Annotated in this window: 25 protein-coding genes, 1 rRNA gene and 1 pseudogene; 23 read left to right on the forward strand and 4 right to left on the reverse strand. The window is 75.7% G+C overall.

Features of this window, described 5'->3' with window-relative positions; all coding sequences use genetic code 11:
• Positions 1-13 precede the first annotated feature (13 nt).
• From rrf to ACI79S_RS19930, 4 genes are all read left to right on the forward strand, one after another.
• Positions 14-130: ribosomal RNA gene (rrf, locus tag ACI79S_RS19915) — 5S ribosomal RNA — on the forward strand.
• 221 nt (positions 131-351) lie between these two features.
• Positions 352-1356 (forward strand): hypothetical protein, encoded by a 1005-nt coding sequence (locus ACI79S_RS19920; protein ID WP_456595179.1) that lies wholly within the window; start codon positions 352-354, stop codon positions 1354-1356.
• Positions 1284-2336: a tetratricopeptide repeat protein gene (locus ACI79S_RS19925; protein ID WP_456595180.1), complete on the forward strand. Its 1053-nt coding sequence runs from the start codon at positions 1284-1286 to the stop codon at positions 2334-2336. The genes ACI79S_RS19920 and ACI79S_RS19925 overlap by 73 nt, the downstream gene beginning before the upstream one ends.
• A gap of 98 nt (positions 2337-2434) precedes the next feature.
• Complete coding sequence (locus tag ACI79S_RS19930; protein ID WP_456595181.1) at positions 2435-2797, forward strand: single-stranded DNA-binding protein; 363 nt, start codon at positions 2435-2437, stop codon at positions 2795-2797.
• A 17-nt stretch (positions 2798-2814) separates the two neighbouring features.
• On the opposite strand, the gene ACI79S_RS19935 is transcribed toward ACI79S_RS19930, so the two are convergent.
• Positions 2815-4125 (reverse strand): DUF1015 domain-containing protein, encoded by a 1311-nt coding sequence (locus tag ACI79S_RS19935; protein ID WP_456595182.1) that lies wholly within the window; start codon positions 4123-4125, stop codon positions 2815-2817.
• 101 nt (positions 4126-4226) lie between these two features.
• On the opposite strand from ACI79S_RS19935, the gene ACI79S_RS19940 reads away from it, so the two are divergent.
• Together ACI79S_RS19940 and ACI79S_RS19945 are read left to right on the forward strand one after the other, a co-directional pair.
• Positions 4227-4652 (forward strand): tetratricopeptide repeat protein, encoded by a 426-nt coding sequence (locus tag ACI79S_RS19940; RefSeq protein WP_456595183.1) that lies wholly within the window; start codon positions 4227-4229, stop codon positions 4650-4652.
• Entirely contained in the window at positions 4649-5767 is a 1119-nt protein-coding gene (locus tag ACI79S_RS19945; protein WP_456595184.1) for an HAD-IIA family hydrolase, read from the forward strand. The genes ACI79S_RS19940 and ACI79S_RS19945 overlap by 4 nt, the downstream gene beginning before the upstream one ends.
• Positions 5768-5778: 11 nt before the next feature.
• Here the strand turns inward: ACI79S_RS19945 and ACI79S_RS19950 are convergent, their stop codons facing one another.
• The gene (locus ACI79S_RS19950) at positions 5779-6096 is read right to left on the reverse strand and encodes a sterol-binding protein (RefSeq protein ID WP_456595185.1); all 318 of its coding nucleotides are present in this window, start codon (positions 6094-6096) and stop codon (positions 5779-5781) included.
• 189 nt (positions 6097-6285) lie between these two features.
• Between ACI79S_RS19950 and ACI79S_RS19955 the strand changes: the two genes are divergently transcribed.
• The 5 genes from ACI79S_RS19955 (at position 6286) to ACI79S_RS19975 (ending at position 10921) form a co-directional block, all read left to right on the forward strand.
• Positions 6286-6546 (forward strand): hypothetical protein, encoded by a 261-nt coding sequence (locus ACI79S_RS19955; RefSeq protein WP_456595186.1) that lies wholly within the window; start codon positions 6286-6288, stop codon positions 6544-6546.
• Positions 6546-7343, forward strand: a complete 798-nt coding sequence (locus ACI79S_RS19960; RefSeq protein WP_456595187.1) for a TlyA family RNA methyltransferase — start codon at positions 6546-6548, stop codon at positions 7341-7343. Before ACI79S_RS19955 ends, ACI79S_RS19960 begins: the two co-directional genes overlap by 1 nt.
• Positions 7340-8386 (forward strand): NAD kinase, encoded by a 1047-nt coding sequence (locus ACI79S_RS19965; protein WP_456595188.1) that lies wholly within the window; start codon positions 7340-7342, stop codon positions 8384-8386. The genes ACI79S_RS19960 and ACI79S_RS19965 overlap by 4 nt, the downstream gene beginning before the upstream one ends.
• Complete coding sequence (gene recN, locus ACI79S_RS19970) at positions 8361-10139, forward strand: DNA repair protein RecN (protein ID WP_456595189.1); 1779 nt, start codon at positions 8361-8363, stop codon at positions 10137-10139. The genes ACI79S_RS19965 and recN overlap by 26 nt, the downstream gene beginning before the upstream one ends.
• Before the next feature lie 65 nt (positions 10140-10204).
• Positions 10205-10921 carry a methylase gene (locus ACI79S_RS19975; RefSeq protein WP_456595190.1) on the forward strand — a complete coding sequence of 239 codons (717 nt, stop codon included), beginning with the start codon at positions 10205-10207 and terminating at the stop codon, positions 10919-10921.
• 150 nt (positions 10922-11071) lie between these two features.
• Here the strand turns inward: ACI79S_RS19975 and ACI79S_RS19980 are convergent, their stop codons facing one another.
• Positions 11072-11914 (reverse strand): TetR/AcrR family transcriptional regulator, encoded by an 843-nt coding sequence (locus ACI79S_RS19980; protein ID WP_456595191.1) that lies wholly within the window; start codon positions 11912-11914, stop codon positions 11072-11074.
• A gap of 164 nt (positions 11915-12078) precedes the next feature.
• Here ACI79S_RS19980 and steA point away from each other — a divergent pair, with 164 nt between their 5' ends.
• Genes steA through ACI79S_RS20020 form a run of 8 tightly spaced genes read left to right on the forward strand, consistent with a single transcriptional unit; the run spans position 12079 to position 22542 of the window.
• A complete protein-coding gene (steA, locus tag ACI79S_RS19985; RefSeq protein WP_456595192.1) occupies positions 12079-13266 on the forward strand; it encodes a putative cytokinetic ring protein SteA in 1188 nt (395 codons plus the stop codon).
• Positions 13263-14210 (forward strand): copper transporter, encoded by a 948-nt coding sequence (locus tag ACI79S_RS19990; protein WP_456595193.1) that lies wholly within the window; start codon positions 13263-13265, stop codon positions 14208-14210. Before steA ends, ACI79S_RS19990 begins: the two co-directional genes overlap by 4 nt.
• Positions 14207-15046, forward strand: a complete 840-nt coding sequence (locus ACI79S_RS19995) for a hypothetical protein (protein ID WP_456595194.1) — start codon at positions 14207-14209, stop codon at positions 15044-15046. Before ACI79S_RS19990 ends, ACI79S_RS19995 begins: the two co-directional genes overlap by 4 nt.
• Positions 15043-16668: a murein biosynthesis integral membrane protein MurJ gene (gene murJ, locus ACI79S_RS20000; RefSeq protein ID WP_456595195.1), complete on the forward strand. Its 1626-nt coding sequence runs from the start codon at positions 15043-15045 to the stop codon at positions 16666-16668. Before ACI79S_RS19995 ends, murJ begins: the two co-directional genes overlap by 4 nt.
• Positions 16661-17809, forward strand: a complete 1149-nt coding sequence (locus ACI79S_RS20005; RefSeq protein ID WP_456595196.1) for a glycosyltransferase family 4 protein — start codon at positions 16661-16663, stop codon at positions 17807-17809. The genes murJ and ACI79S_RS20005 overlap by 8 nt, the downstream gene beginning before the upstream one ends.
• On the forward strand, positions 17806-20229 hold the full coding sequence (locus tag ACI79S_RS20010; RefSeq protein ID WP_456595197.1) for a hypothetical protein: 2424 nt from the start codon (positions 17806-17808) through the stop codon (positions 20227-20229). Before ACI79S_RS20005 ends, ACI79S_RS20010 begins: the two co-directional genes overlap by 4 nt.
• Positions 20204-21940: a CTP synthase gene (locus tag ACI79S_RS20015; RefSeq protein WP_456595198.1), complete on the forward strand. Its 1737-nt coding sequence runs from the start codon at positions 20204-20206 to the stop codon at positions 21938-21940. The genes ACI79S_RS20010 and ACI79S_RS20015 overlap by 26 nt, the downstream gene beginning before the upstream one ends.
• The gene (locus ACI79S_RS20020; protein WP_456595199.1) at positions 21940-22542 is read left to right on the forward strand and encodes an NUDIX domain-containing protein; all 603 of its coding nucleotides are present in this window, start codon (positions 21940-21942) and stop codon (positions 22540-22542) included. The genes ACI79S_RS20015 and ACI79S_RS20020 overlap by 1 nt, the downstream gene beginning before the upstream one ends.
• 72 nt (positions 22543-22614) lie before the next feature.
• Here ACI79S_RS20020 and ACI79S_RS20025 read toward each other — a convergent pair whose 3' ends face one another.
• A complete protein-coding gene (locus tag ACI79S_RS20025) occupies positions 22615-23220 on the reverse strand; it encodes a hypothetical protein (protein WP_456595200.1) in 606 nt (201 codons plus the stop codon).
• Between the two features lie 244 nt (positions 23221-23464).
• On the opposite strand from ACI79S_RS20025, the gene ald reads away from it, so the two are divergent.
• The 4 genes and pseudogenes from ald to ACI79S_RS20045 form a co-directional block, all read left to right on the forward strand.
• A complete protein-coding gene (gene ald / locus ACI79S_RS20030; RefSeq protein ID WP_456595201.1) occupies positions 23465-24580 on the forward strand; it encodes an alanine dehydrogenase in 1116 nt (371 codons plus the stop codon).
• A 5-nt stretch (positions 24581-24585) separates the two neighbouring features.
• A complete protein-coding gene (locus tag ACI79S_RS20035) occupies positions 24586-25542 on the forward strand; it encodes a site-specific tyrosine recombinase XerD (protein WP_456595203.1) in 957 nt (318 codons plus the stop codon).
• A 209-nt stretch (positions 25543-25751) separates the two neighbouring features.
• Positions 25752-26657: a ParA family protein gene (locus tag ACI79S_RS20040; RefSeq protein ID WP_456595202.1), complete on the forward strand. Its 906-nt coding sequence runs from the start codon at positions 25752-25754 to the stop codon at positions 26655-26657.
• Positions 26658-26733: 76 nt separating this feature from the next.
• Positions 26734-26930: pseudogene (locus tag ACI79S_RS20045) on the forward strand (hypothetical protein); the annotation flags it as partial.

Here is a 26930-nt window from a genome sequence, read left to right on the forward strand (position 1 = left end):
AAGTTCACAGAGTTACGGCGGCCATGGCGAGAGGGAAACGCCCGGCAACATTCCGAACCCGGAAGCTAAGCCTCTCAGCGCCGATGGTACTGCCCTGGAGACGGGGTGGGAGAGTAGGACGCCGCCGAACATACTTCACCGAACGGGGGTCAGAGCGAACGCTCTGGCCCCCGTTCGCTTTTCCATTTTCGCCGCCGGCCGTGCCGGTCGTGTGCGGCGTCGAGCAAAGAGGTACTGAAAGAATGACTGCTCCGCGACGTGGTGCCGGCGGGTCCGGCGACGGGCGACCAGGTGGCCGGGGGCCCCGGTCCCAGAACGATCGTCGGCCGGAGGGCGGTACTGGCGCGCGCGGTGGTGCTCGAGGCGATCGCCCCGCTCGGCCGCGTGGTGACTGGCAGGACCGGCGACCGCAGGGTGACCGGCCCGCTCGTCCGCAGGGGGACCGGCCGCGTGGTGACTGGCAGGACCGCCGTCCCCAGGGCGATCGGCCGGCTCGTCCGCAGGGTGACCGGCCGCGTGGTGACTGGCAGGACCGCCGTCCCCAGGGCGATCGGCCGGCTCGTCCGCACGGCGACCGGCCGGGGCGACCTCAGGGGGACCGGCCCCGAGGTGACTGGCAGGACCGCCGTCCCCAGGGTGACCGGCCGGCTCGTCCGCACGGCGATCGGCCGGGGCGACCTCAGGGGGACCGGCCGCGTGGTGACTGGCAGGACCGCCGTCCCCAGGGCGATCGGCCGGCTCGTCCGCAGGGCGACCGGCCCCGTGGTGACTGGCAGGACCGGCGACCGCAGGGTGACCGGCCCCGGGGTGACTGGCAGGACCGGCGACCGCAGGGGGACCGGCCGGGGCGTCCGCAGGGTGACCGGCCGCGTGGTGACTGGCAGGACCGGCGACCTCAGGGTGACCGGCCCGCTCGTCCGCAGAGCGATCGGCCGGAACGTCCGCAGGGTGACCGGCCGCGTGGTGATTGGCAGGACCGCCGTCCCCAGGGCGATCGGCCGGCTCGTCCGCAGGGCGACCGGCCCCGTGGTGACTGGCAGGACCGGCGTCCGCAGGGCGACCGGCCGCGTGGTGACTGGCAGGACCGCCGTCCCCAGGGCGACCGGCCCGCTCGGCCGCAGAGCGATCGGCCGGGGCGACCTCAGGGGGACCGGCCCCGAGGTGACTGGCAGGACCGCCGTCCCCAGGGAGACCGGCCGCAGGGGAACCGGCGCGACCGTCGCCCGGAGGATGGTCGCTCCGGCGGCCGTCCGTCCGGGGATGCGCAGGACCGGCGCCCCCCGGTGCCTGCCGGTCCGGAAATTCCCGAATGGGCGGATCCGCGTGAGCTGGATCCTTCGATCCGCGCTGCCCTGAAGGGACTCGACCCGCGCAACTCCGCCAAGGTCGCGGGGCACCTGGTCGCAGCTGGGTCCCTGGTCGACGAGGACCCGGAGGCGGCGCTCGCCCATGCCCGCGCTGCGCGTGATCGGGCCTCCCGGCTGGCCGTCGTCCGCGAGGCCGTGGGTGTCGCGGCCTACCACGCCGGCGACTACGCCGAGGCGGCTCGGGAGATCCGCGCCTACCGTCGCATGAGCGGGGATCAGGGGTACCGCGCAGTCCTCGCCGACTGCGAGCGTGCGCTCGGTCGCCCCGAGGTGGCCATCCGCCTGGTGAACGAAGCGCTCGCGGAAGGGGTCGAGGCCGAGGAAACCGTGGAGCTGCGACTGGTCGAAGCGGGCGCTCGCCAGGATCTCGGTGAGGAGGCTGCCGCTCGCCTGGTCCTCGAGGCGGCTCTCGGTGGTCGCTCCGAGCCGTCGACCCTGAATGCCGGCGATCCCGGGCGGCTGCGGCTGGCCGCCGCGTACGCCGAACTCCTGCGGGTCCAGGGCGAGGACGAGCGTGCGGACCAGTGGCTCGAGGCCGTCGCGGCGATCGATCCTGAGCTCGCAGGGGAGGACCTCGGCGTCGAGTTCAGCGAGATCGACGAAGCCGACGTGCCTGGAGAGGACGTTGCCTCGGAGGACGTCGTTTGTGAGGACGTCGTTTCTGAGGACGTCGTTTCTGAGGACGTCGTTTCTGAGGACGTCGTTCCGGAGGACGTCGTTCCGGAGGACGTCGTTCCGGAGGACGTTGCCTCTGAGGACGTCGTTCCCGAGGACGTCGTTTCTGGGGACGTCGCTCCGGCGGAGGCGATCTCTGACGTCGGCACCCCGGACGACGGGAACGGCCCGCGGGCGATGAGCTTCGACGAGGAGGTCGAGGCCGAGGTCGCCGAGTTGCTGGGTGAGACCGACGGTGACGAAGCTTCGGCTGATGAGGGAACGGAGTCCGGGAGCATCGACCAGGAGTCCTGACCCGGGTCGGAGACGAACCGCCGTCCACACCCGGACGTGACATCCACAGATCGGGTCGCACGGCGGATGAGCGCGTCGCGACCGACCAGGCTGCGGGCATGAGCGTGGCTGTGATCGATCGCAACGACGTGGTCCTGCGGGGGCGGTTGTCCGCCCCCGCAGAACTGCGAACCCTGCCGAGCGGCGACGCGCTGCTGAGCTTCCGGCTGGTGGTGCGGAGACCGGTACCGACGGTGCGAGGCCGGTCGGTGGACGTCCTCACCTGCATCACGTACGACCGGGCGCTGCAGCGGCGCATCGCTGCCTGGCAGCCCGGTGACGTCGTGGAGGTCGAGGGCGCGCTCCAGCGGCGCTTCTGGCGCACCGGTTCGGGCACCGCGTCGGTCTGCGAGGTCAACTGCCGGCGCGGACGGAAGGTCCCGCGGTCGGCCAGCACGCGAGCGGCGGGAGAGACAGCCTGACCCGGGCGGCTCGCCGGTCAGTCCGCCAGTGGGCGCAGCACCAGACCCGTGCGCGGCTTCGGCACGAAGAGGGTGGATTTCCGCGGCATCCGGGCGCCTGCGCGCGCGACCGCGGCGACGTCGGTGGGAGACGGGGCGCGCAGCAGCATGGCGACCCCCTCCTGCTCGGCCGCGGCCGCGACCGCCTCCTCGAGGGTGTGGGCGATGACGACGGCGTCCACCGTGTCCGGCCGGGCCCACAGCAGCTGGAGGAGGCCGTGGTGCGCCAGCACCACGTCGAGGTCTCGCCAGGCCGGTGGGGCCTCCGGCGGCACGGCGGCCCGTACCTCCGGGGCGGCGCCGGTCAACCGCACCAGCCGGGCGCCGTCGGTCAGCAGCAGCCCCCGCTCAGCGGGATCCCCCAGCCAGGCGCGGGCCGCCGCGACGACCGCCTCGGCCCCCACCCCGATGACCGGCAGCTCCGCCGTGACGAACCCGCGAGCAGCCGCGGTCACGGCGGCGTCGAACGGCAGGCCGGGCACCACGCGGTGGATCGGGTCGACCCGGAGGCCGCCCGGTCCCATGGGCGTGACCAGGGCGAGGACCGCGCCCGACCCCGGTCCACCGCCCTGGGTGCGGGCGTGGGCGCGCGCCGCCGCGAACCGGTGGTGCCCGTCCGCGATCACCGCGCGAGTGCGGGCCAGAGCCCCTGTGGCGGCCTCGAGCGTCGCCGCGTCGGTCACGCGCCACAGCCGGTGCAGCACACCGTCGCTGTCGCGCAGCTCCAGGGTCGGCGGCGTCCGCCGCACCGAGTCGCTCACGCCGGACACCGCCGGATCGGGATCGTGCGCCAGCACGATCGGCTCCAGGTCGGTGCGGGTCGCGGCGAGCAGGGCGCGCCGCCCCTCCACCGCCGCGGGGTAGGTGTCCTCGTGGGGGAGCACCGCTGTCGACCCCTCCGGTGGCAGGACCACCGCGCCCAGCCACCCGACGGTGGCCGGGGCGCCGTCGGACGGTCGCAGCTCGTACAGCCACAGAGCGGGAGCCTCGTCGCGCACGAGCACGCCCTCGGTCACCCACGCCTGCAGCGTGGTGGCGGCGAGGCCGGCGGAGGTGTCCGGGACGCCCGGCCCTCCGTCGAGACCCGGGAGGATCAGACGCACGATGTTGTGCGGGTCGGCGTCGACCAGCCGGTCCCGGCCGGCCGGGGTCACCAGGTCGTAGGCTGGCGAGCTGACACGGGCGAGGTGCCCGGGATCGCGGTCCCGATAGGTCAGCGCCCGGAACGGCCGGACCTCCAGGCCCGGGACCGAGCCGGGTGTTCGGGGTTCCACCGACGACGAGAGCACGACACAGATCGTAGGAGCGGTGGCGACGGCCGCCGTCGGTCGCTCCCGATCGGCCCGGGCGGAACGGCGAGGACCGGCAGCGGTCCAGGAAGGAGGCAGCGGTGGTGGAGCCCGGTGCACCGGAGGACCGGGGTGGGGACCGCCAGGCACCCGCCGGCGGTGTCTACGACTGGTACCACCGCGGGCTGGAGCTGCTGGCCGACCGGCATCCCGATGCCGCCGCCACCCTCCTGGCCCGCGCGGCCGAAGCAGAGCCGGGCTCGCGCAGCGTGCGCGAGGCCCTGGCGCGGGCCCAGTACGACGCCCACCGCTACCCGGAGGCGATCGACACCTTCACCAGCCTCATCGCCTCGGACCCCGCCGACGACTACGCCCGGTTCGGCCTCGGGCTGGCCGCCAGCCGCGCCGGCGACCTCGCCCTCGCCGCGGAGCAGCTGGCACTCGCCGTGGCGATGCGCCCCGACCTCGCCCACTACGCCCGCGCCCTGCGCGAGGTGCGGGCGCGCCGGATGCGGGGGACCGCATGAGCGAGCACACCACCGGATCGCCGGTCCCGGCGCTCGCCGCGGGCTCCGCCGAGCCCCCGGCCCGGCTCTACGACGTGGCCCTCCTCGACCTGGACGGGGTGGTCTACGTCGGCCCCGATGCCGTGCCGGGCGTGCCCGCCGCCCTCGCCGGCGCCCGCGACGCCGGTATGCGGCTGGGCTTCGTCACGAACAACGCCGCACGCACGCCCGAGCAGGTGGCCGCGCACCTGACCGAGCTGGGGGTGCCGGCCGGTGCGCCGGACGTCATCACCAGTTCCCAGGCGGCGGCCACCGTCGTCGCCGGTCTCCTCGACCCCGGGGCGCGGGTCCTGCCGGTCGGTGGCCCCGGCGTCACAGCTGCGCTGGAGGCCGCCGGGCTCACGGTGGTCTCCACCGCGGACGACCACCCCGAGGCCGTCGTCCAGGGTTACGGGCGGGACGTGGGCTGGGCGCAGCTGGCCGAGGCCGTGGTCGCCGTCCGCAACGGCGCCCGGCACGTCGCGACCAACGCCGACGCCTCCATCCCCTCGCCGCGCGGCCCGCTACCCGGCAACGGGGCGATGGTGGCGGTCGTCCGGCAGGTCACCGGACGCGAGCCGCTGGTCACCGGGAAGCCGGACCCTGCCATGCACGCCGAGTGCGTCCGCCGCACCGGCGCGGTGCGCCCGCTGGTGGTGGGCGATCGGCTGGACACCGACATCGAGGGCGCCCGCCGCGCCGGCGCGGCCAGCCTGCTGGTGTTCTCGGGGGTCACCGACCCGGTCACGCTGCTCGCCGCCGACCCCGACCACCGGCCCGACCTGCTCGCCGCCGACGCTGCCGGGCTGCTGCACGCCCACCCCGCGGTGACGGCCGAGGGGCGCACGTGGCGGTGCGGCGACTGGACGGTGCAGCGGACCGAGGGCGGCGACGCGTGGGAGCTCCGCGGCCCCGACACCGGGCCCCCGCACCCGGGCGGTGCGGCTCCGGACGACCTCGACGGGTTGCGCGCGCTCTGCGTCGCGCACTGGGCCGACCACCCCAGCGCGGGCGCGCCGGTGCGGGTCCTGGCGCACGGCCCGGCAGCGACCGAGGTCGCGCGGACCTGGCACCTGCCGCCGGCCGGCTCCCGCTGAGCCGCCCGCCCTCAGACCAGCTTGCGCAATCGCAGGAGGTCGCGCAGCCCCGCCTCCAGCTTGACCCGGCCGCTGGCCCACGCCGGCCCGAACGACAGCCGGCCGTCGGTGAGGGCCACCAGGTCGTCGCTGGTCATGGTCAGCCGGATGTCGGCCTTGGGGACGCCGGGGCCGTCGGGCACCGCGTGCAGATCCCGCACCGAACCGGAGCTCAGCCGGCCGAGGACCACCTGGTCGAGATCGGGGAGCCGGCAGGACAGGCTCCGGTCGAGCCCGGCCGCAGCGGGGTTCGCGGCCAGATCGCCGAGGATGCCCGTGAGGGCGGTCATGCACTGGTCCATCGTGGCCACGCGGCGGGATCTCCCTGTGATCGGCGGTGGGTGCGGTCGCCCGACGCTATCGCGCTGCTCCGTCGGCCCGGTCCACGTCGTTCCCGGCCGGTAACCTCCGCAGCAAGACGCCGGCTCGTCCGCGAGCGCGCGCCCTTCCTCCTCGACCCGATACCCGAGAGGTGCTCCGTGACCGAGCCGACCGCACCGCGTCCGGTGCCCGGGCCCCATCGCCCCGGGGCTGCGCCGGTCGCCGCTCCCGGCGGGCCCACGACCGGGCCCCGGCCGCCGGCACCGGTCCCCGACGCGACGGCGGACCAGGCGGTCACGTCCGCGGGTGACGGTCGACTGGGCGGTCTGGAGGAGCTGCCCGTGTCCGAGCACGTCGCCGTCTTCGAGGCCGAGCACGCGCGTCTGCAGCGCGAACTCGGCACGATCGACCCGCGCTGATGGCCCGTCGCGCCCGGCTGGACGCCGAGCTCGTGCGCCGCGGTCTGGCCCGGTCGCGCGAGCACGCGGTGAGCCTCATCGCCGAGGGGCGGGTCGCCGTCGCCGGCCAAGCCGCCACCAAGCCGGCCACCGGCGTCGAGGCCGGCACCCCCGTCGTGGTGCGGACCGACCCCGACGAGCCCTCCTGGGTGTCCCGCGGCGCGCACAAGCTGCTCGGCGCCCTGGAGGCCTTTCCCGTTCCGGTCGAGCAGCGGCGGGCCCTGGACGCCGGCGCCTCCACCGGGGGCTTCACCGAGGTCCTCCTGCGGCGCGGGGCGGCGGAGGTCGTCGCCGTCGACGTGGGATACGGGGAGCTGGCCTGGTCGCTGCGCACGGACGACCGGGTGCGGGTGCACGAGCGCACCAACGTGCGCACCCTGACCCCCGAGGCGATCGGCGGCCCGGTCGACCTCGTCGTCGCCGATCTGTCCTTCATCTCGCTGCGCCTGGTGCTGCCCGCGCTCACCGCGTGCGCCCGGCCGGGCGCCGACCTCCTGCCCATGGTGAAGCCGCAGTTCGAGGTGGGCAGGGAGAGGCTCGGCGCCGGCGGGGTCGTGCGCGATCCCGAGCACCGGGTGCAGGCAGTCCTGGAGGTCGGCCGGGCGGCGCACGCACTGGGCTGGGGAACCGCCGGCGTGGTGGCCAGCCCCTTGCCGGGGCCCGCTGGGAACGTGGAGTTCTTCCTCTGGCTGCGGTCCGACGCCGGGCCGACCGAGGAGGACGCCGTCCGTCGAGCAGTCCAGGAGGGACCGCAGTGAGCAAGCCGAGCACGGCACCGCACGACGGGCAGGAGGCCCGGTGGGTCCTGCTCACGGTGCACACCGGACGGCAGGACATCGTCGAGCTGGCCCGCACGTCCGCGGCGCGGCTGCTCCGCGGCGGCATCGGGGTCAAGGTGCTCGAGGACGAGGCGCCCGACCTGGAGATCCCCGGCGCGGAGGTGGTCCCCTGCGACGAGGCCGCCGCGAAGGACGCCGAGATCATCATGGTCTTCGGCGGCGACGGCACCTTCCTGCGCGCCGCCGAGCTGGCGCGGTACACCGACGCCGCGCTGATGGGGGTCAACCTCGGCCGGGTGGGCTTCCTCGCCGAGACCGAGCCCGAGGCGGTCGAGGAGACCCTGACGGCGATCGAGGACTGCGAGTACTCGGTCGAGGAGCGGCTGGCGATCCGGGTCGACGTCCGCGACCGCGACGGGACCGTCGTCGGCGGCACGTGGGCGCTGAACGAGATCTCGGTGGAGAAGGCCGAGCGCTCGCGGGTGCTCGACGTCGTCCTCGCGATCGACGGGCGGCCGCTGACCAGTTTCGGGTGCGACGGTGTCCTGTGCGCCACCCCGACCGGGTCCACCGCCTACGCCTTCTCCGCCGGGGGACCGGTGGTGTGGCCCGACGTCGAGGCGCTGCTGCTGGTGCCCTCCAACGCCCACGCGCTGTTCGCGCGGCCACTGGTCACCTCGCCGAACTCGGTGGTGACCGTCTCCGTCCCCGCGGACGGCAACCGGGCGCGTGTCTCGGCCGACGGGCGGCGCACCGTCGAGGTCCCCGACGGTGGCCACGTCGACGTCCGCCGGGCGAACCGGCCGGTACGCATCGCCCGCGTGCACGCCGCGACGTTCGGCGACCGGCTGGTGGCGAAGTTCGGGCTGCCGGTCCGCGGCTTCCGTGACGCCCGGCACGCCGGTCCGGGCCACGAGCTGTTCACCAGCCGCAACGTCCTCACCCGCGACGTCGTCGACGTCGACGGCCCGGACCTCCCGGCGCGGGAGGTGAGCGGTGGCGGCACGCACGACGACGTCTGACCGACCGACCCCGGCGGGCACGGCGACCGGGCGGCTCTCGGAGCTGCGCATCCGGGGGCTCGGCGCGATCGACGACGTCACCCTGGAACTGGGCCGTGGTCTCACCGTCGTGACGGGGGAGACGGGCGCCGGCAAGACCATGGTGGTGACCGGCCTGACCCTGCTGTTCGGCGGGCGGGCCGACCCCGGTCGGGTCCGGGCGAACGGTCGCGCCGGCGTGGAGGGCCGCCTCGAGCTGCCGCCGGAGTCACCCGCCTGGGCGCGGGCGGCCGACGCCGGTGCCGATCCCGACGACGACGGCAGCCTCATCCTCGCCCGCACCGTCAGCGCCGAGGGCCGGTCCCGCGCGTACCTGGGCGGCCGGAGCGTTCCGGTCGGGGTCGTCGCGGAGCTCGCCGAGAGCCTGCTCGCGGTGCACGGGCAGACCGACCAGCTGCGGCTCTCCCGACCGGCCGAGCAGCGCCGTGCGCTGGACCGCTACGCCGGCGCCGACCACCTGGCCCTGCTGGAGCGCTACCGGGAGGCCTACCAGCGCTGGCGGGACCTGGCCGCGGACCTCGACCGCCGGCGGGGGCAGGCCCGGGAGCTGGCGCAGGCCGCCGACGTGCTCCGTCACGGCCTCGAGGAGATCGCCGCGGTCGCTCCCGAACCCGGCGAGGACGAGGCGCTCGACACTCTGGCCTTGCGGCTCAGCGAGGCCGATGCGCTGCGGGCCGCGGCCGACGAGGCGCGCATGGCGCTGATCGGCGACGTCACCGGCGACCTCGTCGGGGGCGAGCTGCCGCAGGACGCCACCGCCTCGCTGGCCATCGCCGAGCGCGCGCTGGCCGGCTCCGACGACCCGACGCTGGTCATGCTCGCCCAGGACCTCGCCGATGCGGTGGCCGTCGTCTCCGACGTCGCCGGCCAGCTCGCCGGCTACGTGGCCGACCTGGACGCCGACCCCGCCCGGCTGGCCGAGGTGCTCGACCGCCGAGCCGCCCTCACGGCGCTGGTGCGCAAGTACGCCGAGCCCGGGGCGGGCGTCTCCGGCGTGCTCGCCTGGGCCGAGGACGCGCAGCACCGGCTGGCCGAGCTGGACGTCTCCGACGAGGCACTCGAGGCGCTCGAGGCCGAACGGGACGCCGCCCGCACGGAGGTCGACCGCCTGGGCGCCGCGATCTCCGCGGGGCGGCGGGCCGCCGCGGAAGGGTTCGCCGCCGAGGTCGGCCGCGAGCTGGCCGGGCTGGCGATGAAGAGCGCCCAGGTCTCCTTCAGCATCGACAGCCACCCCGACGACCCCGGGTCCGACGGCGTCGACGAGGTGGCGCTGCTGCTGGCCGCGCACCCCGGCGCACCGCCCCGGCCCGTGCACAAGGGCGCCTCCGGCGGCGAGCTCTCCCGCGTGATGCTGGCCATCGAGGTCGTCTTCGCCGGCGCGGACCCGGTACCGGTCATGGTCTTCGACGAGGTCGACGCGGGGGTGGGCGGCCAGGCCGCCGGGGAGATCGGGCGGCGGCTGGCGCGCCTGGCCCGGGACCACCAGGTCGTGGTCGTCACGCACCTCGCACAGGTGGCCGCCTTCGCCGACACCCACCTGGTCGTCGACAAGGCGCCGGACACCGGTGCCGGCGTCACCGCCACCGACATCCGGTCGGTCGAGGGGGAGGACCGGGTCCGCGAGCTGGCCCGGATGCTCTCCGGCCTCGCCGACAGCGACACCGGGCAGGCGCACGCCCGGGAGCTCCTCGCCGTCGCCGCGGCGGCCCGCTGACCCGGAGGATCCCCGGGCGGGTGACCGGGGGAGTGCCGCGAGCCCGACCGGGGTAGTGGCCGTCGGTGACCTGCTTCTCCTCCACCGACGAGTCCGCGCACTACGGCTTGTCGGTGTGCATGCTGCTCGACCAGTACCGGGACCAGCTGGGCTGGATCGATGAGGGGGTCGACGAGCTGGGCACCGGCGACGCGACCGCCATCTCCGACGTGGTCCGCTCGCTGCCCGGCCTCCGGGTGCGCAGCTACGACATCAGCGCCCCGTCGGTGGAGCAGGCCCGCGCCAACATCGCCGAGCGCGGTGTCGCCGACCGGTACACCGTCGAGCTCGGCGACTTCTTCGACCAGGCCGACTCCGCCGGAGGCATCCCCGCCCGCACGGCCATCTCCAACCCGCCCTACATCCCCGCGCCGGACCGGGACATCCTGATGCCCGAGCTCTGGGGCGGCGTCCGCGGCAACGACCTGGTGCTGCAGCTGCTGAAGGCCGGCTACACGAACGTGATCTCCGCGGTCGCCAGCTACTCCGACCCGGAGACGACCGTGCGCACCGCGGAGGAGGTCGGGTACCGGGTCGTGAACTTCCTGGCCATGGGCCTGGACTTCGGCCCGTACAGCAGCGAGCCCAAGGTGCGCGAGCACATCCGCCGGCTGTGCGAGGAGGGCCACGGCTGGGCAGCCGACGACGGCTACATGGTGGCGGTCGCGCTGTTCACCCGCGACCCGGGTCTCCCCGGTGACCGCGGCCACCAGCTGCTGCGATCTCTTCAGATCACTTCGTGATCTGACCGCGGCCAGGTGCCGTTCCCGGCCTGCGCTGAGCCGTTGTCCGCGCCGTCTCGGGGAGCCCTCCGGGCCCCCGCTCGGCGGCTCGCCTCGCGGGGCGGCGTCCTGACCTGCCTCGGGGAACCCTCCGGGTCCCCGCTCGGCAGGTCATCTGCGCTTGGCGTAGCCGGCGAGGCCGAACTGCAGCAGGGCCAGGCCCCGGCGTCCCTGGCGGCGCAGCTCCGCCGCGAGCTCCAGCCCGCTCACCCCGGCCAGGACGCGGTCGCGGGCCAGCTCCAGCAGCGAGGCGTACAGCCCGAGGACGGCGTGGGCGGCGAGCCACGGCTCCACCTGCCCCGGCCGGGCCTCGGTCTCCTCGGCGATCAGGTCGGCCAGCGCGGTCGTGAGCTCACCCAGGATCTCCCGCTCGCGCACCTGCAGCGTGCGGCTGCCCCGGATCACCCGAGCCATCCGGGCCACCCCGTCGGCGGCCTCGGGCGTGCCGAGCAGGCTCACCGCGGCGACCACGAAGCTCCCCGCGGCCGCGGCCACCGACTCGCCGGCCGGCCGGCGGCGCACCGCGGCCAGCAGGGCGGCCCGCATCGGCGGGTCGGCGTCGAAGACCAGCCCCTCCTTCACGGGGAAGTGGTTGAAGACGGTCTTCTCCACCACGCCGGCGCGCTGGGCGATCTCCACGACGCTCACCGCGTCGAACCCCCGCGCCTCGAACAGCTCCGTGGCGGCGTCGACGATGCGTTCGCGCGTCTGCTGCCGGCGGTGCTCCCGGATCCCCTGACCGCGCCCCGCGCGACGACCAGCGCTCGGGCGGACGGCCTCCTCGACGGCCGCCTGCCCGGCCGGGGGTGGGGTCTCCCCGGTCGTGCCCGCGGCATGGTCCGGCTCGGGCGCGGGAACGGCTCGGATCACCGCGGCGCCGACAGCGGCCGGAGCGTCCTCCTCCAGCTGCGCAAGGGACGCTGCGGTCGTCAGGGCACCCGCCACTCCAGTCACGCGGGCAACGCTAGTCACGACTCGGTAACGGTTCCCCGGAACGGGGAGCGGAGCAGCGTGGGCGTGTCGGGCGGAGGTGGTGTCGGACACGCTGCGTGACCAGGAGGTTGCCGAGGCGCGTCGGATGATCGGCCCGCGCACGCGGCGTGGCAGCATGCGATGTCATGCGCATCGGCACCGTTCGCCGCGGCCGGGCACAGGAAGCGGAGTCCGGCGTCGCCGGCACCGTCCGCCTGGACCGCCGCACGAAGAACCTGACGAAGCGGCTGCGCCCCGGCGACATCGCGGTCATCGACCACGTCGACATCGACCGGGTCAGCGCCGACGCGCTGGTGGGTTGCAAGGTCGCCGCGGTGGTCAACGCCGCGCCCAGCATCTCCGGTCGCTATCCGAACCTGGGGCCGGAGATCCTCATCAACGCCGGGATCCCGCTGCTCGACGACGTCGGCAAGGACGTGTTCGCCAAAGTCAAGGAGGGCGCCGAGGTCCGCCTCGACGGCGGTCGGCTGCTCGACGCCGACGGCACGGTGCTGGCCGAGGGCACCGAGCACGACGTCGCGACGGTCGCCGCCGCGATGGCCGACGCGAAGGCCGGGCTGTCGGTGCAGCTGGAGGCTTTCGCCGCCAACACGATGGAGTACATGAAGCGGGAGCGTGCGCTCCTGCTCGACGGGGTCGGCGTCCCCGACGTCGCCACCTCCATCGAGGGCCGGCACGTGCTCGTGGTCGTCCGCGGCTACGACTACAAGGAGGACCTGCACGCCCTCCGCGCCTACATCCGCGACTACCGCCCGGTCCTCATCGGGGTGGACGGCGGCGCCGACGCCCTCGTCGACGCCGGCTACTCGCCCGACATGATCATCGGCGACATGGACTCGGTCAGCGACGACGTCCTGCGCTCCGGCGCCGAGGTCGTCGTCCACGCCTACGCCGACGGGCGGGCTCCCGGCCTCGCCCGCGTGCAGGACCTCGGCGTGGAGGCGATCACGTTCCCGGCCGCCGCCACGAGCGAGGACATCGCGATGCTGCTGGCCGACGAGAAGGGCGCCACGCTGATCGTCGCGGTCGGCACCCACGCCACCCTCGTCGAGTTCCTCGACAAGGGCCGCGGCGGCATGGCGTCGACCTTCCTCACCCGCCTGCGGCTCGGCGGCAAGCTGGTCGACGCCAAGGGCGTCAGCCGGCTCTACCGCAGCCGCATCTCGACCACCGCGCTCGTCGTCCTGGTCCTCGCCGCCTTCATCGCCATCGGGTCGGCCCTCGCCGTCTCCGCCGCGGGGCGGCTGTACCTCGACCTGCTGCTCGACCAATGGAACAGCTTCATGTTCTGGCTGGAGAACCTCTTCTCGTGATCGACTTCCGCTACCACTTGGTATCGCTGATCGCCGTGTTCCTCGCGGTCGCGCTGGGGATCGTCATCGGCACCACGGCGCTCAACGAGCCGATCCTGGCCGACATCGAGAACCAGGTCACCCAGCTCGAGCAGGACAAGCGGGCGCTCGAGGACCGCACCCGCGACCTCCAGGCGCAGCTGGACACCAGCCAGGAGTTCCAGGAGGCCGTGGCCGGCCCCCTCGTCGACGGCACCCTCACCGAGCGCAGCGTGCTGCTGGTGCTCACCGACGAGGGCGTCGCCCCCGAGACGGTCGAGGAGGTCACCGCGCTCATCGGCGACGCCGGGGGCTCGGTCAGCGGCGTCGTGCGCCTGCAGCCCCAGTACAGCGACCCGGCCACCGCGGCCGCGCTGCAGAGCTTCGTGACCGGTGCGGGGCTCCCCGCCGGCCTCCAGCTGCCCGAGAGCGGCGACGCCGCCGTCCTGGTGGCCTCCCTGCTGTCCCAGGTCCTCATGATCCCCGAGGGTGGCCCCGTGCCGGACACCGCGGCGGTGTCCTCGGTGCTGGCCGGTCTCAGCTCGCTGGAGGTGCTCAGCGCCGAGTCGGCTGCCGTCTCGCCGGCCGACCACGCCGTCGTCCTCACCGGCGGCCCGTTCGAGGGCGAGGACGCCGCCCAGCGCAACGGCGCGCTCGTCGAGCTCGTCACCGCGCTCGACGAGCAGGGCCGCGGCGCCGTCGTCGCCGGCGCGGCGGCAACGGCGCGCCCGGAGGGGCTCGTCGGTGCGCTGCGCGCGGATCCCGCGCTCGCCGCGGCCGTCTCCACGGTGGACAACGTGGGTACGGAGGTGGGCCGGATCAGCACCGTCCTCGCCCTCGGCCAGGAGTCGCAGGGCACGTCGGGCAAGTACGGGACGGCGGACGACGCCCAGCCGGTCCCGCCGGTGCCCACGGCCGCGCAGTGAGCGCGCGGCGCGCCGCGACCCTCGCGCTCGCCGGTGCGGGAGCGGCGCGCGTCGCCCTGGCCGCGGCGGCGGCGCTGACGGCGCGGCCGGCCGGCGCGGCCTGGCGGCGGACGAACTACGCCGGCCGGCCGGTGTCCCTGCTCGGCGGGCCGGCGCTCGCCGTCTCGGCGACGGCGTCGGCGGCCCTCGGCGCCCCGGCCGGGACCCGGGCCGCCGCGGTGGTGGTCGGCACCGTCTCGGGGCTCGTCGGCGGGTACGACGACCTCGCCGGCGCCCGGCCCGAGCAGGCTCGCGACAAGGGGCTGGCCGGGCACCTGCGGGCGCTCCGGGAGGGCCGGGTCTCGGCCGGAGCGGTCAAGGTGGCCGGCATCGGCGCCGCCGCGGCCGCCGCCGCGTTCCTGACCCGCGGTCCCGGCCGGAGGACCGGTGCCCTGGTCGACGGCGTGCTCACCACCGGGCTGGTCGCCGGCACCGCCAACCTGCTCAACCTGCTCGACCTGCGGCCCGGGCGCGCGGCCAAGGTCGGCGCCGTCGCCGCGGCCGCCGGTCTCGGCGGCCCCGTGGCCGGCCTGGTGGCCGGGCCCCTCGGCGCGACCCTCGCCGTGCTGCCCGATGATCTGGCGGAGCGGATCATGCTGGGGGACAGCGGGGCCAACGCCCTGGGCGCCCTGCTGGGGCTCCGTCTGGCCGCCGTCCCGTCCCGCGGGGTGCGCGCCGGTGCGCTGGCCGCGATCAGCGGGCTCACGCTCGCCAGCGAGCGGGTCAGCTTCACCCGCGTGATCGAGGCCACCCCCGGCTTCCGCGAACTGGACCGCCTCGGTCGCCGTCCCTCGTGAGCACCCGGCAGGTGGCCCGGGGCGTGGCCGGGGCCGCGGCCCTGATCGCCGTGCTCACCCTCCTGGCGCGGCTCGCCGGCTTCGGCCGCACGCTCGTCTTCACCAACACCGTCGGGCCCGGCAGCACCGGCGACGCCTACCTGGCGGCCAACAACGTCCCGAACATCGTCTTCGAGGTCGTCGCCGGCGGCGCGCTCGCCAGCCTGGTGGTGCCGATGCTCGCCGGCGGGATCGCGGCCGGGGACCGCGAGCAGGTACGGCGCACGGCGTCGGCCCTGCTCGGCTGGACCCTGCTGCTGCTCGTCCCCCTGGCGGTCCTGCTGGCGCTGCTCGCCGAGCCGATCGCCCGCCTGCTCCTCGGCGGGGGCGACGAGGCCGAGGTGCAGCTGGCGAGCCGGTTCCTGCTGGTGTTCGCGCCGCAGGTCGTCCTCTACGGGATCGGCATCGTCCTGACCGGTGTGCTGCAGGCGCACCGGCGCTTCGCCGGGCCGGCCTTGGCCCCGCTGCTGTCCAGCGTGGTGGTCGCGTCGGCGTACCTGCTGTTCGCCGCGTGGGGCGGCGACCAGCAGGCGGCCGGGCTCTCCACGCCGGCCGAGCTCGTGCTGGGCGTCGGGACGACGCTCGGCGTGGCGGCCCTGGCGCTCAGCCTGCTGGTGCCGCTGCGGGGCCTGCGGCTGGGGCTGCGCCCCGCGCTGCGCTTCCCGGTCGGGGCGGCGCCGCGGGTGCGCCGGCTCGCCCTCGCGGGCGTGCTCACCCTCGCCGGTCAGCAACTGCTGGCCGCGGTCGCCATCCGGCTGGCCAACAGCGGCGCCCCCGACGGCACCCAGGTCGTGTACGCCGCCGGCCTCACCGTCTTCCTGGTCCCGTGGGCGGCCCTCGCCGTCCCGCTGGCGACGTCGGCGTACCCCGGGCTGGCCGAGCGCGCCGACAGCGGCGACGAGGCCGGCTACCGCCGGGCGCTGGCGCCGGTCACGGTGCTCACGGTGGCCGCCTCGGCCGTCGCCGCCGCCGCGCTGGTCGCGATCGCCGGTCCGATGGCCCGCGTCTTCCTGGGCTCGGGGACCGACGCCGAGGTGTCCGCGCTGCGCGACACCATCGTCGCCTTCGCACCGGGCCTGCTCGGCTACGGGCTCGTGGCCCTGCTGACCCGCGCCCTCTACGCCCGCGGGCTGTGGAAGGCCCCCACCGCGTGCGTGCTCGGCGGGTGGCTGCTCGCCGTGCTCGCCGACGTCGTGCTGGCCGGCGTCCTGCCCGCCGAGGACCGGGCGATGGCGCTCGGGCTGGGGCACACCGTGGGCGTCACCGTCGCCGGTGCCGGGCTGCTGGTCGTGGTCGCGCGTGCGGCGGGCCGGCCGGCGCTGGGCGGCCTGGCCCGCACCGGCCCCGTGGCGGTGCTGGCCGCCGCCCTGGGCGGTGCGGCGGGGCTCGGGCTCGCCCGGGCGCTGGACGCCGACCCGGTGCCCCACGGCGGGGTGCTCGCCACGCTGGCTGCTGGGGTCCTCGCCGGGGGTGTCGTGCTGGTCGTGTCGCTGGCCGTCATGATGGGAACGGCCCGCGCGCAGCTGGTGGGGGCGTTCCGGGAGTTGCGGTCGACGGGCGAGCAGGAGGTGCGCGGTGGCTGAGGCGCCCCTGCGGAACCGCCGGATCACCGAGGTGCTCGCCACCAGCACGGGCGGGGTGGGCACCCACGTGCGCTCGCTGCTGCCCCCGCTGCTCGCCGCCGGAGCCGACGTCGGTGTCTGCGGCCCGGCGGCCACCGACGCGCTGTTCGACTTCTCCGGCCGCGGCGCCGACTTCGCCCCCGTCCAGATCTCCGCCGGCCTGGCGCCGGCCGCCGACGCCCGGGCGGTGCAGGTGCTGCGCGCGGCGCTGGCCGGCAGCGATCTCGTGCACGCGCACGGGTTGCGCGCCGGCCTGGTCGCCGCGGCCGCGCGCCGGCTGGCCGGCGGGTCGCCACCGCTGGTGCTCACCCTGCACAACGCCCTCCCCGAGGGCGGTGGCCTGCGGCGCCGCGTGCTGGCGCGCGCCGAGCGGGCCGCCGTCCGGGCCGCCGACGTCGTCCTCGCCGCCTCGGCCGACCTGGCGGAGAACGCCCGCCGGCAGGGTGCGCGCGACGTGCGGCTGGCGCCGGTCTCCGCGCCGCCGCTGCCCGCGGCCACGCGCACCCCGGCGCAGGTGCGGCAGGAGCTGGGGCTGGACGACGACCGCGCGCTCGTCGTCGCCGTGGGCCGGCTGCACCCGCAGAAGGGCTACGACGTCCTGCTCGACGCCGTGGCCCGCTGGTCGGACGACCAGCGCGTGCGCCCGGTGCCCTCGGTCGTCGTGGCCGGTGACGGGCCGCTGCACGACGAGCTCGCCGGCCGCATCCGGGCCGAGCGGTTGCCGGTCACGCTCCTGGGCCGCCGGGACGACGTCGCGGACCTGCTCGGCGCCGCCGACCTCTGCGTGCTGCCCTCGCGCTGGGAGGCGCGCTCGCTCACCGCCCAGGAGGCGCTCCGGGCGGGGGTCCCCCTGGTGGCCAGCCGCACCGGCGGGCTGCCGGAGCTGCTCGGGGATGCGGCCGAGCTCGTCCCGCCAGGAGATCCCGAGGCGCTGGCCGAGGCAGTGGTGCGGGTGCTCTGCGACAGCGCGCACGCCGCCGACCTCGCCGAGGCGGGGCTGCGGCAGGCGGCCACCTGGCCCGACGAGGAGGGCACGGCCGCGCAGCTGGTCGGCGTCTACCGGGAGCTGCTGGGGGCGGGCCCGGCCCGGCCGGGGACGTGACCGGACCGGCCACGCGGGTGGCGCGCAGGGCAGCGGCGCTCGTGGCGCTGGTCCTGCTGCTGCTGGTGGGGCTGCCGGCCGGGGCGGGCGCGGTGGCCGACCAGCAGGGCTACGCAGCCGACCGCGTCGTGGTGGTGGGCGTGCCCGGGCTCACCTGGGCCGACGTCGACGCAGCGGCGACGCCGCAGCTGTGGGCGCTCGCGGAGGGATCGGCGATCGGGGCGACGTCGGTGCGGGCCGCCCGCTCCACCACCTGCCTGCTCGACGGCTGGGCCACGCTCGGCGCCGGGAACCGGGCGCGCTTCCCCGGCACCGACGAGGGGCTGCCCCCCGTTCCGCTGCCCACGTTGCCCGACCCGGAGCCGCTGGAGGAGCCCGGCGCGGACGGCGACGGGGCGGAGCCGGCCCCGGACGAGGAGCAGGTGGAGGAGCCCCGGCTGGACACCTCGCTCACGCGGTGCGGGCTGCAGGAGCGGGTGGCCGCGGTGGCGCTGGGCGATCCGCAGGCCACGGTCGCCCGGATCGCCGAGGACGAGGGCACCGTCCGGTTCGGCGCGCAGCCCGGCGCGCTGGGTGAGGCCGTCGGGTGCGCCGCGGTGTCGGGCCGGGCCGCCGCGCTGGCCGTCGCCGCGGACGGGGTGCCCCTCACCACCGTGCCCACGCTGCCGGCGAACCCGGCCGAGCTGACCGAGCTGCTGAGCTCCTGCCCGCTGACCCTGGTCTCCCTGGACCAGCTCACCGACGCCGGCGCCCCCGGTGCCGAGCCGACCGACGACGGCACCCGGCCCGAGCCGCGGGCGGCCGCGCTGGGCCGGATCGACGACGCGCTGGGCCGGCTGCGCGCCGGGGTCGACGCGCTCCCGGGCGACACCCTGCTGCTGCTCGCCGGCATCTCCGAGGTCAACGACGGCCGCCCCCAGCTGCACGTCGGCATGGCCTCGGGGCCCGGCTTCGACGCGGGCTGGCTGACCTCGGCGAGCACCGGCCGGGCGCCGTTCGTCCAGCTGATCGACGTGGCCCCCACCGCCCTCCGCGCGCTCGGGCTCGACCCGCCGTCGTCGATGAACGGGCAACCGTGGCGGAGCACCGGGCAGCGACCACCCCTGCCCGAGGCCGTCGCCGAGCTCGAGCGGGTCAACACCGCCGCGCTCACCCACCACCGCAACACCGGTGGCTTCTTCTGGACCTTCGTGCTGCTCGGCGCGGCCGTCGTCGGGTTGGGCGTGCTGGTCGTCGGCACGGCGCGGCGGGGCGCCCGCCCCGGGACCTGGCCGCCGGTCCGCCGGGCGCTGCGCCTGCTGTGCCTGGCCGCCGCCGGGCTGCCGGTGGCCACCTACCTCGCGGGCCTGGCGCCGTGGGAACGGGCCGGGGAGCCGCTGCCGGCGCTGGTGACCGCCGTGGTCGTCGCCGACCTGGTGGTGCTGGGGATCGCCGTCCTGGGCCCGTGGCGCCGCCGCCGGCTGGGGCCGGCGCTGGCGGTCCTCGTGCTGACCCTGGTCACCCTCGTCGGCGACGTGCTCACCGGCTCGACGCTCGAGCTCAACGGGCCGCTGGGCTACGACGCGATCGTGGCCGGGCGGTTCACCGGCTACGGCAACCTCACCTTCGGGCTGCTGTCGGTGAGCGCGCTGACGGTCACCGCGGCGCTGGCCGCGGCGGTCGGACGCCGGTCGAGCCCCGAGCGGCGGCGCGGGCGCACGGCCGTCGTGGTGGTGGGCGCCGGGCTGCTCGTCGTCGCCGTCATCGGGGCGCCCGGGCTCGGCCGGGACTTCGGGGGCGTCCTGGCGGCCCTGCCCGGGTTCCTGCTCCTGGCGATGCTGCTGACCGGCGTGCGCGTCACGGTGGTCCGGCTCGGGGCGATCCTGGCCGCCGCCGTGGTGACGGTGAGCACGGTGGCGCTGCTCGACTGGACGGGGCCGCCGACGGAGCGCAGCCACCTGGGCCGCTTCGTCGAGCAGGTGCTCAGCGGTGAGGCGTGGACGGTGGTGAGCCGCAAGGCCCAGGCCAACATCGGCATCCTGCTGGGCAGCCCGCTGGCGTGGATGCTGCCGGTCGCGCTGGTCGCCGCCGTCTGGCTGCTGCGGCCCGGGGGGCCGCTGCGCAGCGCACCGGCCGGGCCCGGCCGCCCGCCGCGGGGCCCGGCCGGCCTGCCACCCGGCGACGCCGCCGTGCTGCGCGCCGCGCTCCTGTCCGTGGCGCTGAGCCTCACCATCGGGGCGGCGGTCAACGACTCCGGCGTCGCGCTGCCCGCCACCGCCGCGGCCCTGCTGGTGCCGCTGCTGGTGTGGCTGGTCGCCGGCCCGGAGGGCGGCCGGCCCGGGACGGGTGGCTCCGCGGGTGGCGCTCCGCACTCCGGCCCGGCCGAGGGCCCCGACCGTGTTACGGTCGTCTCCCGTGGATCGACCGTCTGGAACACGTGATCACTCGGGCAGCAACGTCCTGCTCCGCAACAACCAGCCGACGAAGTTCGTCTTCGTCACCGGCGGGGTCGTCTCCTCGCTCGGCAAGGGCCTGACGGCCAGCTCGCTCGGCACCCTGCTGGCCAGCCGCGGCCTCCGGGTCACGATGCAGAAGCTCGACCCGTACCTCAACGTGGACCCGGGCACGATGAACCCGTTCCAGCACGGCGAGGTGTTCGTCACCGAGGACGGCGCGGAGACCGACCTCGACGTCGGCCACTACGAGCGCTTCCTCGACATCGACCTCTCGGGCCGGGCGAACGTGACCACCGGCCAGGTGTACTCCGACGTGATCGCCAAGGAGCGGCGCGGCGAGTACCTCGGTGACACGGTGCAGGTCATCCCGCACATCACCAACGAGATCAAGGCGCGCATCCTCGCCGGCGCCGACGGCGCGGAGCGCGTCGACGTCGTGATCACCGAGATCGGCGGCACGGTCGGCGACATCGAGTCGCTGCCCTTCCTCGAGGCCGCCCGCCAGGTCCGGCACGAGATCGGCCGGGACAACTGCTTCTTCCTGCACATCTCGCTGGTGCCCTACATCGCGCCCTCGGGCGAGCTGAAGACCAAGCCGACGCAGCACTCGGTCGCCGCGCTGCGCAGCATCGGCATCCAGCCCGACGCCCTGGTCTGCCGCTCGGACCGCGAGATCAACGAGGGCCTCAAGCGCAAGATCAGCCTGATGTGCGACACCGACGCCGAGGGGGTCATCTCCTGCCCCGACGCGCCGTCGATCTACGACATCCCCAAGGTGCTGCACCGGGAGGGGCTCGACGCCTACGTCGTCCGCCGGCTGGGCCTGCCCTTCCGCGACGTGGACTGGACGGTGTGGGGCGACCTGCTCGACCGCGTCCACGCCCCGAAGCAGACGGTGACGATCGCGCTCGTCGGCAAGTACATCGACCTGCCCGACGCCTACCTCTCGGTCACCGAGGCGCTGCGCGCCGGTGGCTTCGCGCACCGCAGCCGGGTGCAGATCCGCTGGGTCCCCTCCGACGACTGCGAGACCACCGAGGGGGCCGAGAAGGCGCTGGCCGGCGTCGACGGCGTGTGCATCCCCGGCGGGTTCGGCGTGCGCGGTATCGAGGGCAAGCTGGGCGCCATCCGGTACACCCGCACCAACGGCATCCCGACGCTGGGGCTGTGCCTGGGCCTGCAGTGCATGGTCATCGAGTACGCCCGCGACGTCGCCGGCCTGGCGCAGGCCAACTCCGCCGAGTTCGACCCGGAGACGCCCGACCCGGTCATCTCGACGATGGCCACCCAGCTGGACGTGGTGGCCGGCCGTGGGGACATGGGCGGCACCATGCGCCTGGGCAGCTACCCGGCGACCCTGCAGCACGGCTCGGTGGCGGCCACCGCCTACGGGGCCACCGAGATCACCGAGCGGCACCGGCACCGGTACGAGGTGGCCAACGCCTACCGCGACCGGCTCAGCGAGGCCGGCCTGGTGTTCTCCGGGACCTCGCCCGACGGGCTGCTGGTGGAGTTCGCCGAGCTGCCCCGCGAGGCGCACCCGTTCTTCGTCGGCACCCAGGCGCACCCGGAGCTCAAGAGCCGCCCGACCCGGCCGCACCCGCTGTTCGCCGCGTTCGTGCAGGCCGCCGTCGACTACCAGGAGTCGGCCCGGCTGCCGGTGCCGGTGGACGAGGCGGAGAAGGTCGGCATCTGATGGGCCAGGAGGAGCCGGCCGCCCACGAGTACCGCGTGCTGGCCTCCGAGCCGGTGTACGAGGGCCGGGTCATCCGCCTGGTCAAGGACACCGTGGCGATGCCGGGCGGTGGGGACAGCGTCCGGGAGGTGGTCCGCCACCCGGGGGCGGTGGCGGTCGTGGCGCTCACCGAGACCGACGACGTGGTCCTCCTGCGGCAGTACCGGCACCCGGTCGGCGGCTACCTGTGGGAGCTGCCGGCGGGGCTGCGCGACGCCGAGGGCGAGCCGCCGCTGGAGACGGCGAAGCGGGAGCTGGCCGAGGAGGTCCGGCTCTCGGCCGCCCGGTGGTCGCTGCTGACCACCCACTACAGCTCGCCCGGTTTCTGCGACGAGCAGGTGCTGGTCTACCTGGCCGAGGGGCTCACCGAGGTCGGCCGCCCCGAGGGCTTCACCGTGGAGCACGAGGAGCTGGACATGACCGTGCAGCGGGTGCCGCTCGCCGACGCGGTCCAGCGGGTGTTCGACGGGGGGATCCGCAACGTCGCCGCCGTCGTCGGGCTGCTGGCCGCGGCGCAGCTCCGGGCGGCCGGCCCGCGGCTCCGCCCGGTCGAGGCGGGCTGAGCAGGAGGACCAGCCCTCCCCCCACGCTTCGCCGGCTCAGCGCGGGTCCCTGACCGGTGGCGGTCCAGTGCCTCACGGGGGCGGGCGCAGCCCGAGCCGGCGCAGCTCCAGTCGGGCGAGCTCGCGCGTGGCCGCGGGATCACCGGCCCACCAGGCCGCGCCGGTGCCGGCCGGCAGCGCGGCCAGGCGGTCCAGCGGCGCGGTGGCGGCGGCCCGGACAGCGAGCACGTCCAGGCCCGCGCCGCTGCCGGCCAGGCGGGTCGCCGCGCCCGCGTCACGGGCGTACCGCAGCCGCCAGGGCAGCCAGCGCAGCAGCATCCAGCCCACGGGCAGCAGGACCAGGACGACGGCGAGGATCGTCGCCAGCGTGCCGACGGCGTCCTGCGCGGACTGCCCGGCGCCCCGCACCGAGCCGCCGGCACCCGCGAGTGCGTCGAACGGTGCGGCGAGCTCCTCGCCGACCAGCGGGACCCCCTCGGCGGCCGACGCGGCGGAGCTCATCGAGCCGGCCACCGACCGGCCGAGGTCCTCGACCGCCCGGCCCGGCTCGGCCAGCAGCAGGACGGCGCCGTGCGCGGCCCGGGCCACGAGCACCCAGCCCACCGTCCACGCCAGGAAGCCCAGGTCGGCGGCCAGCTGGCGGGCCCGCAGCGCGGGGTGCTGGGCGTAGAAGCGCATGGGGCGGTGTCCTCCGGGAGGGGCGGGTGGCCCCGACATCGTCGGCCAGGCGGCGCGCCCCGGCAGCCCGGCGCCGGTCGCGACGGCGGCTCGGCACGGTCACGAAACGGCTTCCGGCCAGGGACGCCACGCCGTCGGCGTGCCTACACTCCGCGGCGAGGCCCGCCCCGACCGGGCGGCCCACGACGTGGTGGGCTGGCCCGTCACCCTCGGGAGCGGCCCGCCGGGACCAGGAGAGCCAGCGATGCGGGTCGGAGTTCCCCGAGAGGTCAAGAACCGGGAGTACCGGGTGGCGCTCACGCCTGCCGGCGTGACGGAGCTGACGCGCGCCGGGCACGAGGTGCTGGTGGAGCAGGGGGCGGGGGAGGGCTCCTCGATCCCCGACGCCGACTTCACCGCGGCCGGTGCGCGCATCGTCGCCGAGGCCGACGACGTGTGGGCCGACGCCGACCTGCTGCTGAAGGTCAAGGAGCCGGTCGCCGAGGAGTACGGCCGCCTGCGCGCCGGGCGGACCTTGTTCACCTACCTCCACCTGGCGGCGTCGAGGGAGTGCACCGACGCGCTCGTCGCCTCCGGGACGACGGCGATCGCGTACGAGACCGTGCAGAAGGCCGACGGCACGCTGCCCCTGCTGGCCCCCATGTCGGAGGTGGCCGGGCGGATGGCGCCGCAGGTGGGCGCGCACTGCCTGGAGCGGGCGCACGGCGGGCGCGGGGTGCTGCTCGGCGGGGTGTCGGGGGTCTACGCCGGCAAGGTGGTGGTGATCGGCGCCGGCGTCTCGGGCATGAACGCGGCGGCGATCGCCCTGGGCATGCAGGCCGAGGTCGTCGTCATGGACCGCGACATCGACAAGCTGCGGGCCGCCGACCGGATCTACCAGGGGCACCTGCAGACCGTCGCCTCGAACGCCTACGAGGTGGAGCGGGCCGTGCTCGACGCCGACCTCGTGATCGGGGCGGTCCTGGTGGCCGGGGCCAAGGCGCCCGTGCTGGTCAGCAACGAGCTGGTGGCGCAGATGAAGCCCGGCTCGGTGCTGGTGGACATCGCCGTCGACCAGGGCGGCTGCTTCGAGGCCACCCGGCCCACCACGCACGACGACCCCACCTTCCGCGTGCACGAGTCGGTCTTCTACTGCGTGGCGAACATGCCGGGCGCGGTACCGAACACCTCCACGCACGCGCTGACCAACGTCACGCTGCCCTACGTCATGGCGCTCGCGGCCGAGGGCACGTCCGCCGCGGTGCGCCGCGACCCGGCCCTGGCCCACGGCGTGAACGTGGTCGGTGGCAGCGTGGTCCTCCCCGAGGTGGCCGAGGCCCACGGCATGGCCGCCGTCCCGCTCCAGGAGGTGCTCCACTGACCACGCTGTCCGCGGGGCCGGACGTCGAGCGCGTCGTCACCGGCTACCTGGACCACCTGACCGTGGAACGGGGGCTGGCGGCCAACACCATCGCCTCCTACCGCCGCGACCTGCGCCGCTACACCGAGTACCTGGCGGCGGCGGGGGTGCGCGGCCTGCGGGAGGTCGCCGAGGCGGACGTCGCCGGCTTCCTCGCCGCGCTGCGCCGGGGCGACGACGAGCACCCGCCCCTGTCGGCGACCTCCGCCGCCCGTGCCGTCGTGGCCGTGCGCGGGCTGCACAAGTTCGCGCTGCTCGACGGGCTGGTGCCCGACGACGTCGCCCACGAGGTGCGCCCGCCCACGCCGGCCCGCCGCCTGCCCAAGGCGGTCCCGGTGGAGTCCGTGGTGGCGCTGATCGAGGCGGCCGGCGCGCTGGAGGGGCCGCGCGGGCTGCGCGACCGGGCGCTGCTGGAGGTGCTGTACGGCACCGGGGCCCGCATCTCCGAGGCCGTCGGACTCGCGGTGGACGACCTCGACCGCGGGCAGAGCACCGTCCGGCTGGCCGGTAAGGGCGGCAAGGAGCGCGTGGTGCCGGTCGGCAGCTACGCCCTGCGGGCCGTCGAGGAGTACCTGGTGCGGGCGCGCCCGGCGCTCGCCGCGAACGGCCGCTCGGGGGTGCGCGGCGGTGCGCTCTTCCTCAACGTGCGTGGCGGTCCGCTGTCCCGGCAGAGCGCCTGGTCGATCCTCCGGACGGCGGCCGAGCGCGCCGGGCTGGCGCACGGTCCGCACGGTACGGAGATCTCGCCGCACACCCTGCGGCACTGCTTCGCGACCCACCTGCTCGACGGCGGCGCCGACGTGCGCGTGGTGCAGGAACTGCTCGGCCACGCCTCGGTGACGACCACCCAGGTCTACACGCTGGTGACCGTCGACCGGCTCCGCGAGGTCTACGCGACCAGCCACCCCCGTGCGCTCACCTGACAGCAGAGGGCGCTGTGCTTCGTCAGATCTGACAGCTCGCTCGGCTTGAGCAGTCACACGGGTTGGCATTCGTCGCCATGTCGACACGTCGACGGCGTGCCGCCTTGGGAACCTTTCTCCAGCTCCCTAGCGTCTCCCTCACCCGAGCGGACAGGACGGCTGGCCGCACCCGGAACGTCCGGACGGGCTCGAGCTGGAGGCGACAACCCATGGCGATCCGAGCGGACGCGGCCTCTGCCGTCGCGCGCCCGCACGACACCGACCCCGAGATGGGGGCGGCCGCGCTGCGGCTGGACCCGGCACGGGCGCGTCAGCGCCCCCTGCCGGACCCCAAGCCGCTGACCCAGCACGGTCCGGCCCGCGTCATCGCGATGTGCAACCAGAAGGGTGGCGTCGGCAAGACGACGTCCACCATCAACCTGGGTGCGGCGCTGGTGGAGTTCGGCCGCAAGGTGCTGCTCATCGACCTCGACCCGCAAGGGGCGCTGTCGGTGGGGCTGGGCGTGCCGGCCCAGAACCTGGACCGGACGATCTACAACGCCCTCATGGAGCGGCGGACCAGCCTGCGCGACGTGCGGGTGTCCACCGACATCCCCGGCCTGGACCTGGTGCCGAGCAACATCGACCTCTCCGCGGCGGAGGTGCAGCTGGTCAGCGAGGTGGCGCGGGAGCAGACCCTGCTGCGCGTGCTGGCCGACGTGGTCGACGAGTACGACTACGTCCTGATCGACTGCCAGCCCTCGCTCGGCCTGCTGACGGTGAACGCGCTCACCGCCGCCCAGGGTGTGGTGATCCCGCTGGAGTGCGAGTTCTTCTCCCTGCGGGGGGTGGCGCTGCTGGTCGACACGATCGACAAGGTCAAGGAGCGGCTCAACCCGTCGCTGGAGATCAACGGCATCCTCGCGACCATGTACGACACCCGGACCGTGCACTGCCGGGAGGTGTTCAGCCGCGTCGTCGAGGCGTTCGGCGACACCGTGTTCCAGACCGTCATCCAGCGCACCGTGCGGTTCCCGGAGACCACGGTCGCCGGGCAGCCGATCACCACGTGGGCACCCACGTCGACGGGCGCCGCGGCGTACCGGGACCTCGCCAGGGAGGTGCTCGCACTGTGATCGAGCGTGCGGGATCACACATGGGCGCAGCGACTCAGGGCATGCTGCCGACGAGCGCCGGCGAGGAGGTGTCGGCATGACGCGCCGGCCCGTGCTCCCGGGTGCCTCGGAGCTCTTCCGCCGCACCGACACCGCCTCGGTGACCGAGGTCACCGAGCTGCCCAGCCTGCCGACCCCGGCCAGCTCGCCGGCGCTGCGCCGCGCCGCCCCCCGGGTCGGGGACTCCGCCGCCCACGCCGCCCCCGGCCAGACCCTCGTCCCGCGCCGTGCGCA

Source organism: Blastococcus sp. SYSU DS1024 (genome assembly GCF_054050795.1).

Bases quoted from the DNA above. Each gene is read 5' to 3' on its own strand.
- ACI79S_RS19930 (WP_456595181.1), top strand. From the start codon at position 2,435: ATGAGCGTGGCTGTGATCGATCGCAACGACGTGGTCCTGCGGGGGCGG.
- ACI79S_RS19945 (WP_456595184.1), top strand. From the start codon at position 4,649: ATGAGCGAGCACACCACCGGATCGCCGGTCCCGGCGCTCGCCGCGGGC.
- ACI79S_RS19950 (WP_456595185.1), bottom strand. From the start codon at position 6,096: ATGACCGCCCTCACGGGCATCCTCGGCGATCTGGCCGCGAACCCCGCT.
- ACI79S_RS19960 (WP_456595187.1), top strand. From the start codon at position 6,546: ATGGCCCGTCGCGCCCGGCTGGACGCCGAGCTCGTGCGCCGCGGTCTG.
- steA (WP_456595192.1), top strand. From the start codon at position 12,079: ATGCGCATCGGCACCGTTCGCCGCGGCCGGGCACAGGAAGCGGAGTCC.
- ACI79S_RS20020 (WP_456595199.1), top strand. From the start codon at position 21,940: ATGGGCCAGGAGGAGCCGGCCGCCCACGAGTACCGCGTGCTGGCCTCC.
- ACI79S_RS20025 (WP_456595200.1), bottom strand. From the start codon at position 23,220: ATGCGCTTCTACGCCCAGCACCCCGCGCTGCGGGCCCGCCAGCTGGCC.
- ald (WP_456595201.1), top strand. From the start codon at position 23,465: ATGCGGGTCGGAGTTCCCCGAGAGGTCAAGAACCGGGAGTACCGGGTG.
- ACI79S_RS20040 (WP_456595202.1), top strand. From the start codon at position 25,752: ATGGCGATCCGAGCGGACGCGGCCTCTGCCGTCGCGCGCCCGCACGAC.